This is a genomic window from Mucilaginibacter sp. (assembly GCF_036383575.1).
Taxonomy (GTDB): domain Bacteria; phylum Bacteroidota; class Bacteroidia; order Sphingobacteriales; family Sphingobacteriaceae; genus Mucilaginibacter.
The window spans coordinates 1-10,950 of record NZ_DASVOB010000228.1; the positions used below are offsets into that span (position 1 = coordinate 1).

11 protein-coding genes are annotated in these 10,950 nt (G+C 42.4%); 5 read left to right on the forward strand and 6 right to left on the reverse strand.

Annotation, left to right across the window (positions count from 1 at the left end; all coding sequences use genetic code 11):
• Window positions 1–63: 63 nt before the first annotated feature.
• The gene (pgi, locus tag VF500_RS08185; RefSeq protein ID WP_330859205.1) at window positions 64–1,710 is read right to left on the reverse strand and encodes a glucose-6-phosphate isomerase; all 1,647 of its coding nucleotides are present in this window, start codon (window positions 1,708–1,710) and stop codon (window positions 64–66) included.
• Between the two features lie 253 nt (window positions 1,711–1,963).
• Here pgi and VF500_RS08190 point away from each other — a divergent pair, with 253 nt between their 5' ends.
• The 4 genes from VF500_RS08190 to VF500_RS08205 all read left to right on the forward strand — a co-directional run bounded on the left by VF500_RS08190 (window position 1,964) and on the right by VF500_RS08205 (window position 5,269).
• On the forward strand, window positions 1,964–2,401 hold the full coding sequence (locus VF500_RS08190) for a hypothetical protein (RefSeq protein ID WP_330859206.1): 438 nt from the start codon (window positions 1,964–1,966) through the stop codon (window positions 2,399–2,401).
• 99 nt (window positions 2,402–2,500) lie between these two features.
• Window positions 2,501–3,593, forward strand: a protein-coding gene (prfB, locus tag VF500_RS08195; RefSeq protein WP_330859207.1) for a peptide chain release factor 2 whose coding sequence is annotated in 2 segments (ribosomal slippage) — window positions 2,501–2,560 and window positions 2,562–3,593 — 1,092 coding nt in all. Because the reading frame shifts where the segments join, the coding sequence is not laid out codon by codon here.
• Window positions 3,594–3,816: 223 nt separating this feature from the next.
• The gene (locus VF500_RS08200) at window positions 3,817–4,731 is read left to right on the forward strand and encodes an alpha/beta hydrolase (protein WP_330859208.1); all 915 of its coding nucleotides are present in this window, start codon (window positions 3,817–3,819) and stop codon (window positions 4,729–4,731) included.
• 73 nt (window positions 4,732–4,804) lie between these two features.
• A complete protein-coding gene (locus tag VF500_RS08205) occupies window positions 4,805–5,269 on the forward strand; it encodes a hypothetical protein (RefSeq protein WP_330859209.1) in 465 nt (154 codons plus the stop codon).
• Window positions 5,270–5,440: 171 nt separating this feature from the next.
• On the opposite strand, the gene VF500_RS08210 is transcribed toward VF500_RS08205, so the two are convergent.
• The 4 genes from VF500_RS08210 to VF500_RS08225 all read right to left on the reverse strand — a co-directional run bounded on the left by VF500_RS08210 (window position 5,441) and on the right by VF500_RS08225 (window position 9,233).
• Complete coding sequence (locus tag VF500_RS08210) at window positions 5,441–5,818, reverse strand: nuclear transport factor 2 family protein (RefSeq protein WP_330859210.1); 378 nt, start codon at window positions 5,816–5,818, stop codon at window positions 5,441–5,443.
• A 102-nt stretch (window positions 5,819–5,920) separates the two neighbouring features.
• Window positions 5,921–6,598, reverse strand: coding sequence for a LytTR family DNA-binding domain-containing protein (locus tag VF500_RS08215; protein ID WP_330859211.1), 678 nt, complete (start codon window positions 6,596–6,598; stop codon window positions 5,921–5,923).
• Window positions 6,599–6,604: 6 nt separating this feature from the next.
• Window positions 6,605–8,131 (reverse strand): sensor histidine kinase, encoded by a 1,527-nt coding sequence (locus tag VF500_RS08220; RefSeq protein ID WP_330859212.1) that lies wholly within the window; start codon window positions 8,129–8,131, stop codon window positions 6,605–6,607.
• Window positions 8,132–8,339: 208 nt separating this feature from the next.
• Window positions 8,340–9,233 (reverse strand): transglutaminase-like domain-containing protein, encoded by an 894-nt coding sequence (locus VF500_RS08225; RefSeq protein ID WP_330859213.1) that lies wholly within the window; start codon window positions 9,231–9,233, stop codon window positions 8,340–8,342.
• A 172-nt stretch (window positions 9,234–9,405) separates the two neighbouring features.
• On the opposite strand from VF500_RS08225, the gene VF500_RS08230 reads away from it, so the two are divergent.
• Window positions 9,406–9,879: a hypothetical protein gene (locus tag VF500_RS08230; RefSeq protein ID WP_330859214.1), complete on the forward strand. Its 474-nt coding sequence runs from the start codon at window positions 9,406–9,408 to the stop codon at window positions 9,877–9,879.
• 121 nt (window positions 9,880–10,000) lie between these two features.
• Here VF500_RS08230 and VF500_RS08235 read toward each other — a convergent pair.
• Window positions 10,001–10,950 (reverse strand): polymerase (locus tag VF500_RS08235; RefSeq protein WP_330859215.1); only part of this gene is annotated, 950 nt, incomplete at its 5' end.

Consider the following 10,950-nt stretch of genomic DNA (forward strand, 5'->3'; position numbering starts at 1 on the left):
AACCACGGGCTACAAGCCCGCGGCAGTTATTATAAAACTTCCCCCCTTAGGAGGTTGGGGAGATTACCTCCAGGCTTTATATTGATTGATCAAGCCATTAGTTGATGAGTCATGGCTGCTGATCTCCGCATTATCTTTTAACTCTGGAAGAATTTTGCCGGCAAGTTGTTTACCAAGCTCAACACCCCATTGGTCAAAGCTGTATATATTCCAGATGATGCCCTGGGTAAAGATCTTGTGCTCATACGCGGCAATCAGTGCACCTAACGTGTATGGAGTGATCCTTTTAATCAGGAATGAGTTTGTTGGACGGTGACCTTCAAATACCTTGAATGGAGCAATTTTAGCAATCTCTTCGTCTGATTTTCCGGCTGCTTTCAATTCTTCAATAACCACCTCTTCGGTTTTACCGTTCATTAAGGCTTCGGTTTGTGCAAAGAAGTTTGACAGTAACATGTTGTGGTGCTCGCCAAGCGGGTTGTGCGATTGTGCAGGAGCGATGAAATCGGCAGGGATCAGTTTAGTACCCTGGTGAATCAATTGGTAAAATGCATGCTGGCCGTTTGTACCTGGCTCACCCCAAATGATCGGGCCGGTTGAGTAGTCAACATCTTTGCCGTTACGATCAACATGTTTGCCGTTACTTTCCATATCGCCTTGCTGGAAATAGGCCGAGAAACGGTGCAGGTACTGATCATAAGGCAAAATCACATTAGTTTCAGCCTCAAAGAAGTTGTTATACCAGATCCCGATCAAGCCCATAATAACAGGAATGTTTTGGTCAAACTCGGCAGATTTGAAATGATTGTCGGTAGCGTGAGCACCGGCAAGCAGATCGGCAAAGTTTTCAAAACCTATGCTCAGGGCAATTGATAAACCGATAGCGCTCCATAAAGAGTAACGGCCGCCAACCCAATCCCAAAACTCAAACATGTTTTTGGTGTCGATACCAAATTTTTCAACAGCTGCTGCATTGGTTGAAAGGGCCGCGAAATGTTTAGCCACATCAGCTTCAGTAGCACCGCTGGCCAGGAACCAGTCGCGCGCGCTGTGGGCATTGCCCATAGTTTCCTGGGTGGTAAAAGTTTTTGAAGCTACCAGGAACAGGGTAGTTTCCGGATCAACCGCTTTCAGGGTTTCAACTATATGTGTACCATCCACGTTACTTACAAAGTGGAGGTTCAAATGATTTTTGTATGCTTTTAATGCTTCGGTAACCATTACCGGGCCAAGGTCAGATCCGCCGATGCCAATATTAACCACATCGGTAATAGCTTTGCCTGTGTAACCTTTCCATTCGCCTGAAATAATGGCTTCGCTGAAAGATTTCATCTGGTCAAGCACTTTATTTACATCGGGCATAACATCTTTACCATCAACATAAATAGGAGTGTTGCTGCGGTTACGTAATGCGATGTGCAGTACCGGCCGGCCTTCGGTAACGTTGATCTTTTCGCCCGAATACATGGCGTCTATCGCCTCTTTTAGTGAGCATTCTTTGGCCAGTTGTATCAATAAAGCGATGGTTTCATCGTCGATACGGTTCTTTGAATAGTCAAGCAGGATATCCTCAAACTGGATCGAGAACTTATTAAAGCGCTGGTCATCAGCATCAAACAATTCCTTAAGGCTTTTTGATACAATATCAATGTAATGATCTGTAAGATATTTGTACGCCTGGGTTGTCGTAAAATCGGTAGTTGGCAGCATAATTGTGTTGTTTTTTAACAAAAGTAAAAAGTTAATTGGAAGGTGGTTGTTAAATAAAATAATTGTCTGTCTTAGTGTTTATTAAACACGGCGGGCATAGTGTTTGTTTTACACCTAAAAATTATGAATATTACAAAGAAATTATAAATATATTTTGAAGTTTAAAATTTTTATTTGATATATTTGTGTCGATGGTAATCAAATGAGGTATTTATCATCAATTTGTAAATTTACTCTAAAAACACGTAATACTATGTTTGAAAAACTGTTTTTGCTTGTAAAAGATAACGCCGGGACGGCTGTTATCAATAACCCGGTAATTCCTGCTAAACATCATGATGCAGTGATCAATGAAGCTTCAAGTTCGATCATTGAAGTATTAAAAGGTCAGCTTGAAAGTGGCAAGGTAAAAGAGCTAATAAAGTATTTTCAGTTTTCGGGTAAGTACAACAATTCATTAGTATCAAGCATAACTTACAGTTTTGCCAACAAGCTCAACAATTTTTACGGTATCGATCCGGCACATGCTTTAGCAGTTGCCAAAGCTTTGATCCCGGCTGTAATGAATGAGCTGGTTAAAGAAACCAAAAGCGGTGAGGCCAAAGAATTTGCTTTGGGCACCATGCTAACTAAACTGAACGGTAACCGTACCGATCTGAACCCGCTTGTGAACAACCTGATGGTTGCCTAACATACTATTACATCTGCCTAATGAATGGCCTGCTGATTGTTAAACAATTTGCAGGCCTTTTTATTTATAGCAATTTTTCAAATTATATATATTTGCCGCATGACTAAAGAACAAGTTCAGGATTTAAGGGATAGAGTAACTTCCCTGAGGAGGCATCTTTGACATTGATAAGAAGCTGGAGTTATTGCAGGCAGAACAGGAAATAACCATAGGTCCGCATTTTTGGGATCATCCTAAAGAGGCAGAAAAGGTACTGGCATCCATCAAAATAAAAAAAGTTTGGACAGATGCTTTTCAGAAAGTAGTGGCTGCAGTTGATGACGCCGGTGTACTTTTTGAATTTTACCAGGGCGGCGATGCCACCGAGGCCGAAATGCAGGAACAATATAATGCGGCTTTAAAAGCTGTTGAAGAGCTTGAATTTAAAAACATGCTCTCGGCCGAAGAAGATCAGCTGAATGCTGTACTTCAGATCACGGCCGGTGCCGGTGGTACCGAAAGCTGCGATTGGGCCGGTATGCTCATGCGTATGTACATTATGTGGGGCGAAAAGAATGGCTACAAAGTAACCGAGCAGGATTACCAGGAAGGCGACGTGGCCGGTGTAAAAACCGTTACGCTGCAGTTGGAAGGCGAATTTGCTTATGGATATTTAAAAGGAGAAAATGGTGTACACCGTTTGGTGCGCGTATCGCCTTTTGATGCCAACGCTAAGCGCCATACTTCGTTTGCGTCTGTTTATGTATACCCATTGGTTGATGATACCATTGAAATTGAGGTAAACCCGGCCGATATCGAGTTTGAAACCTTCCGCTCGGGTGGTGCTGGCGGACAGAACGTGAACAAGGTGGAAACTGCCGTTCGTTTGTATCACAAACCATCGGGTATTATCATCAAAAACCAGGAATCACGCTCACAATTGCAAAATAAGGATAATGCTATCCGCTTGCTTAAATCCCAGTTATATGAAATTGAGATGCGCAAGCGTATGGAGTTGACCAACGCTATTGAGGGTAACAAAAAGAAGATAGAGTGGGGCTCACAGATCCGCAACTATGTTTTACATCCGTACAAACTGGTGAAAGACCTGCGTACCGATCATGAAACCTCCAATGCCGCAGCGGTACTTGACGGCGATCTGGATGATTTCCTGAAAGCCTACCTGATGGAATTTGGTGGGCCGAAGACGTAAAAAGAATAAGACAAAAAAAGGCGTAATTGCGAGGTGCGAAACAATCCCTGATGAGCAGAGGGGTTTTGCACATCCGCCCTGTAAAGTAGGGGATTGCTTCGTGCCTCGCAATGACGCTGGTTGTTTTAATATAAGAAACCGGAGTTATCAGAAATGACACTCCGTTTTTTGTTTTCAGCATATTAATTGTATTTTGGACAGATCCAATTTGCCTTTTAAAAATATGAAAACCATCTTATCTGCCTTAGTCTTGACCGCTATAACCTTTACCTGCTATGCGCAGGAAAAACCAATGCCTCTTTATCCTAAAGGTGTGCCTAACTCAAAAAAGGCTCCCGCAGCCTATGTTGAAAAAACAGACAACAGGAGTTGGATTACTCTGGTTACTGAACCAACATTAACGCCCTATCTGCCCGAAAAAGGTAAAGCCAACGGTGCTGCAATTGTTGTTTGCCCCGGTGGCGGATATTCCGGACTGGCTTCGGATCATGAAGGAAAGGCAATTGCACAGGAGTTTGCCAAAATTGGTGTGACGGCTTTTGTGTTGAAATATCGCTTGCCAAGTGATGATATCATGGCCGATAAATCTATCGGCCCATTGCAGGATGCGCAGATGGCTATATATACCGTACGTAAAAATGCAGCTGAATGGAATATTAATCCATCTAAAATAGGTATTATCGGTTTTTCGGCAGGCGGGCACCTCGCCTCAACCGAGGGAACACATTTTGATAAGCCGGTTATTGAAGATAAAGAAAACGTCAGCGTACGCCCGGATTTTATGATGCTGATCTATCCCGTAATATCTTTTGGCGAATATGCCCACGTAGGCTCAAGGGAAAACCTGATAGGTAAAAGTCCTTCGGCAGAGCAGTTAGAACTATACTCAAACGAAAAGCAAGTGACTGCCAATACGCCGCCTACCTTTTTAGTGCATGCCGAGGATGATAATGTAGTGCCTGTGCAAAACAGCCTTTTATTTTACGATGCGCTTTTGAAAAATAAGGTAAAAGCCGAGATGCACCTTTTCCAGGAGGGTGGTCATGGTTTTGGGATGAACAATTCTAAAAATAAAGGTAAATGGTTTGAATGGGCTGCTTCGTGGCTGGAAGAGAATGGCTTTTTGAGCGGGAAATGATCAAGAACGACTAATTTATTCTTCTTACGAAAACAGTAATCAAATTTTATTGTTGAGGTAAACAGTCTTTTTTTTGAAAAGTACAAAGTTCGACCTTAATGATCATTTTATGTTGAAAAGAATGCTGTTAGCAGTGTTGCTCATCACCGGTGCCTGCTTTAACGTTATCGGCCAAGCCATCAAATACAAAAGCGTATCCAACCAGGACCTTACCTACGTTTTAAATAACCTGCAAAAGCGTTACGTGTATACCGATCATAAAACGCTTAATATAGCAGTATATCTGGTTGCCGAACAACAGGGCAATACTGATGCCCCGGCGGATTGTAAAACACCGGGTTCGATTTATATCGCTGTTTCTGAAGTCAAGCCTCAGCCCGAGCAGTACGTTTATAAACTGAACGCGGTTTGCGATCCGAAGTTTATCAACTGGATCAAATCAAAAAAGATGTATAAAATAGCCTTTAGCTATGGCCCGGCCGCGAAACGGAAAACAGCTACTATTGGGATCACGCTGAAGAAATTGGTGGTGGAGTAGATAAAAAAAGCGTCATTATAAGGTACGAAGCAATCCCCGACTTTACAGGGCGAATATGTATAGCTACTCTGCTTATTAGGGATTGCTTCGTGCCTCGCAATGACGTGTTGGATAAGTATTCGTTCCTTCTGAAACCAAATGTTTTGATTAACTCTGTATGCTCCTATTATCTTAACTAAGATCCATTATACCAACAATCCTATCTCCGTTAAAAGTAAAAATGGAATGTCCTTTCAGGCTTAGTTCGTCACCTTTCTTTAATCCATTAGGCAGATCGGTAGCCAAAACGGCGTTATAATCAATTGCTATTTCGGTTTTGTTGCCGGTATGTTTAAATGAGCGGATAATTTGTTCACGGCTTTCAAAGAGCTGAGCCGCTTGTTTAGCCTGTTTTTGAAAGGCTTCGATACCGTCAAGTTCCATGTTTACATCGCCATTGGATATGTTTTGAAACTTTATGGTTGGTGAAAGGTCTTTAAGCATGCCCTCAACATCAAAGCTGTTGTAGGCTTTTACATAATTGCTGATGATAAGTTCACGTTGCTGCATAGTACAAATATAACTGCCCGTGAGGACACGGGCAACGGGGACAATCTTTCTATTCTCCACAGTCCATGTCCTCTCCGGTCGTGTCTCCACGATCGGCTAATATCATTTGATCATTCCCACATTCTGAATATAAGCACCGCCTACAGGCAGCATAAAGCCATTAATAGTTACCTGGTGGCGTTCTATCTTATCAATTTTACTTACTGCAGCAATAAACGAACGATGAATGCGTATGAATTTTTCGGCCGGTAGCAGTGCTTCAACTTCGGTAATGGTCATGCGGGTGAGTACCTTGCTATCCTTTAAAATAAAATTTACGTAGTTGCCGGTAGCTTCCAGGTGGTAGATGTCGTCGAAATTAACGCGTACCTGCTCATAACCTGTTTTTAGGAAAATGTAATCCTTAACGTCGGCGGTGTTCCTGAAGTTGTATAACTCATACGCTTTATTGCAGGCCTTCATGAAGCGGGTAAGCGCGAAGGGTTTCAACAGGTAATCTACCGCATCGAGCTCAAAGCTGGTAACAGCGTGCTCGGTATAGGCGGTGGTAAATATTACCAGTGGTTTTTTGTTTAGGCAGGTTAACAGGTCGATGCCCGAAATATCGGGCATCTTAATATCCAGGAACAGCAGGTCTACCGGCTCACGCTGCAGGTAATCCATTGCTTTAAAGGCATCGGTAAATTCGGCCTTGAGATCAAGGAAGGGCACCTTCGCAGCATGCGAGCGGATCACATCAAGTGCTATGGGTTCGTCATCAATGGCTATGGCAGTGATCAAAGCTTATTACAGTTGTATGGTTAAATGTATGAAAAAATCTTTGGCGCTTTCGCGGATCACCAGCTCGTGTTTGTTGGGGTACAAAAGAACAAGCCGCTGTTTAACATTTTCCAGCCCTACACCATTGTTATATTTTTCGGTATCATTAGCAATTTTAGGGTGGATGCTGTTATGCACATCGAAGTAAAGTGTATTCTCTTTGGTTTGCAGGCTGATGTTGATATGTGACGGTTCACGCAGACTGATGCCATGTTTAAATGCGTTTTCAATAAAAGGGATCAATAGCATTGGTGCAATTTGCAGGGCATTCACATGGTCTTCAATTTGTAGCACGATGCTGATATCAGGCGATGTCTGGGTGCGAAGCTTTTGCAGGGCAATGTAATTGTTCAGGTAATCGATCTCGCGCACCAGCAGGATCTTTTCCTGCATATTTTCCTGCAGCATAAAGCGCATCATATCACCCAGACGCTGAATCCCTTCGGCGGTACGCTCGGAGTTTTCCTGCAGGGCGGTCCCGTACAGCGTATTTAACGCGTTGAATAAAAAGTGTGGATTAATTTGTGAACGAAGAAAATCCAGATCGGCTGTGGAGCGGCCAAGGGCGGTTTTAAGATAGGTGATTTCCTGGTTACCCGCCAGTTTGCGTTTATAAATAATCCATGCGAATGGACCTGTAATAAGCAGTTGTATGCCACAATTAAAACCGCCAATAATAAATATCGAGTCCGAATGTTCAAATATTAAGTTTGTCAAAATGCCTATTGGTACGCTGATCATCAACATAATACCTGCAATTTTGAGCAGGTAATTGAAAATGCCGCGATTTTTGGCCAGCGTTTGTGGTATTAAACTATAAAATGATAAGGCATAAATGCCTATTGCTACCGGTGCTATTACTACGAAAGTTGTGATCAACTCAACAGGGAGATCGGCAAGTGCCATCATAAAGGCAATGATCATAAAAACTACAATCGCGATGATACAATCGTGGGTGAGCACCCTGTATTTTGCCTGGATCTTATCCACATTACCTAACAGGAAATTTGCTGAGTATTTGATCATGCTGTAAAAAGTGAACATCATCATCACCCATAATGCGTATAGCACATTGGTTTTAAAGACGAGGTTATACACATAATCGGCAGATTTATGGTAAAACAGGTAGCCTTTTAACCAAGTATCAGTGATGCCAAACAAACCCCAAAGGGCAGTAAGGAGTGCTAATCCTAAAATGATGTTCCAGACAACCCGCCTTTTCTCGGCTAAGGCAGGAACGATGACGAAGTTCCAAAGTAAAAAGGCGCCGTAGTAGCCGGTGTACCTGAAAATTTGAGGGAAGAAGTAATATTTAGAATAGGAGTAATGCAGGTGATAGTTATTGAACATATACCTGTAAGGTGTCCAGATTTCTCTTTCGCCGCTATTAGCTACTTTGGCCAGCAATAATATTGCGGCAAAAACATAAATAACAGTTGCGGCCCAAAATTCAATTTTGCGAAGGTTAAGGTTTTTTTTCAGGAGATCGTTCATAGTGTTTTGAATTATGCCCGCAAGGTATAATGCACAATACTACTGAATAAATAAATGGGATGAAACCGGGGTTTGGTGGGATGGGTCTGGTTTTTTAGTGGCAGTAGCAGTTTTTAGTAGCAGTTGTTTTTAAAATGAAGCATTAATTGGAAGGGTTAAAGTTACCGCAACTGCCACCTAAAACTGCCGGTAACTTTCCCCGCAACTACTAATGAAAACTATTAATTGTTTGTCCTCCCAGGGGCGCTTCCATAATGCTCAGCAACTCATTTACCTCCCTTACCTTATCTACTGAGCCAAGATTTTCATAGGCACTGATCAGGTTGCGGATCACCCGTTTGATGATATCGGTATTGGAGCAGGGTTCGTAAAATTGTTTATCAAATTTAAGGTTAAGCTGCTTCAGGAACATATCCACATCGCGGCGGCCAAACAAAAGCCCCTTGTTAAAGGCGTTGATATAAAACAGGATGCCGCTTTCAAACTCGCTCTGCATGCTTTCGTCAAGATAGGCGAGGATAAAGTGCTGGGGCAGGTTTACACCATAAACCGGGATATCCAGTTTTTGTGCTATGATGGAATAGATGATGGCTAACGAGATCTGGTTACCTTTTTTGGTTTCCAATACCTGGCTCAGGAAACTGTTTTGCGGATCGAGGTGATTCGCAGTATTGCCGCTGAAACCGTAGATATTGTAAAACACATGGTTGATAAGCTTTACCTGTTCCTTCGGACTGGCCTCATTCATCATCTGGATCCATATGTCGCGTTTAATGGCTTCTATCTGGTTGATCACCTTTTGCTCGTCAAGGTCAGGGTATTGATAACGGTTAATGATCAGGATGCCTTGTAGCAGGTCGAACGCGCCGCTTTGGTTCCAAAGTTTCAGATCGTTTTTAAGGCTGCTGAACTGGATCTCATGCACAAGGTTGGCAATGCGTTCTTGTTGAATAGGGTCAAAAGCTTCCTCAAAAGCCGATTCGAGATAGGTAATGGCCTCGGCACCATATGAAAACAATTTGTTATACACATGGTCAAAGATCTCGCTGTCCGGATCATCCAGCAGCCGGATCAATGAATTTACTTCGGTTGGATTTATCATACGCTGTAATGCTAAAATACTAAACCTTTTCTATTTTTACAGCGATGTATAATATAAGGTATGGGCTTAATTACCTGCGGCACCGTTTTAGGGCCAACAACAGGCACGGCATACACTCTCCATTGTTTACAAGCTGATCGATACGGTTATCTACGATCATCATGACCAAAAAGTGTACCGTGAGATCGAAAATACCCTCCAAAAACAGCATCCTGACAAGCGCATGATAAAAACCATGCCGCTTAAAGTTTACAAACTGCTTTACCGTTTTGTGGTTTATTTTAAGCCCGAACAAGTAGTAATAGCTGATGACAAAGATTATATCATGGAATTTGTTATCAAACAGGCGGCCCTCAGGTCACAAAGCATAGCATTAACCGGATTACCGGAGGTTGGCAGTGCCGACATGATTTTGGCAGATGCATTAAAGCAGGATGCTGTCAGTTCTCTTGAAAAACTAATACCTGCCATTCATGACGATACAGTTGTAATATTTACAAACATTCATCGCACACAAAATACAAAATACGCCTGGGCACAGGTTAAAGCTGATAACAGGGTTAGGGTAACTATTGACCTGTTCTATATGGGCCTGGTGTTTTTTAAGCCAGGGATGAGTAAGGAAGATTTTAGGGTGAGATATTAACCGTTGGTCTGAACTCGAATTAAACGAATTAATTGAATCGGACAGAATTTGTAAAAAGAAATTCAAAAGAATTAACATTCGATAAATTCACCAAATTCGTTTAATTCGAGTTCAGACAACCTTAAAACGATTGCCCCAGCCCTATATAAAAACCGGTTAGCCTTTTCTCATTAGGGATCTTCTGACCTACACCATAATCAATACGTACGGCAAGTCCTTTTTGTACATCAAAAAAGTAACGGATACCGCCGCCATAGTTTGGTTTTAGTTCGGAAGTGCTGAAGCTGCTTTTAAAAACCTCGCCGGTACCAACAAAACCAGCGAAGCCTATGCGGTTGCTGAGGCGGTAACGGAGTTCGGCTTGGCCAGCTAACATGTTGCGGTCGCGGAAACGGCCGTTGTAATAACCCCGCATCAGTTCATCACTTCCCAAATCTGGCAATAAATAAAATGGCGAAGTGCTGCCTGTAAGGCTTTGTTCCTGTACATCGAGGCCCAATACCCATTTAGGTGCCAGTAAAAAAAACTGGGAGTATTCGATATTAAAGAACCCGCCTTTATAATCATTGTTGCCAAAGATGCCATGTATGGCCTGGAAATAGGAGTTTACAATAAGGCCTTTGGTGGTATAAGTATTATTGTTCCGGTTGTCAAATATAATAGTAGGGCCTATATAAACACTTGGTCCGCCGTCGCGGTTTTCAACGCGTGGATCGGTATAAAATATGCCTGTTTTATCGTCGTCATTGAACTTGTAATCCCAGGCGCCGCCTATTATGCCGGCGTACAGGTTATTGGAAATCTTTTTTTCGGCAGTAAAATTTACTTTGAACCGTTTTTGCCCAACCCTGTCGGAGTTGGCCTTTAATGTATGATTACCTATTCCATAAAAATCGAAAGGGAAATTGATGTAACTGATGCCTGCTGTGAGGTGATAGTTGTTTCCGGGTGTCCAATAGCTGGTAGTAAGGCTTAAACGGCTTTGGCCTTTTGTGGTAATAGAAGCATAGCCAAAAACATTGGATACCCGTGTATTGAGTTTTGACGTATCGGTATAAAAAGAAAGGAGAC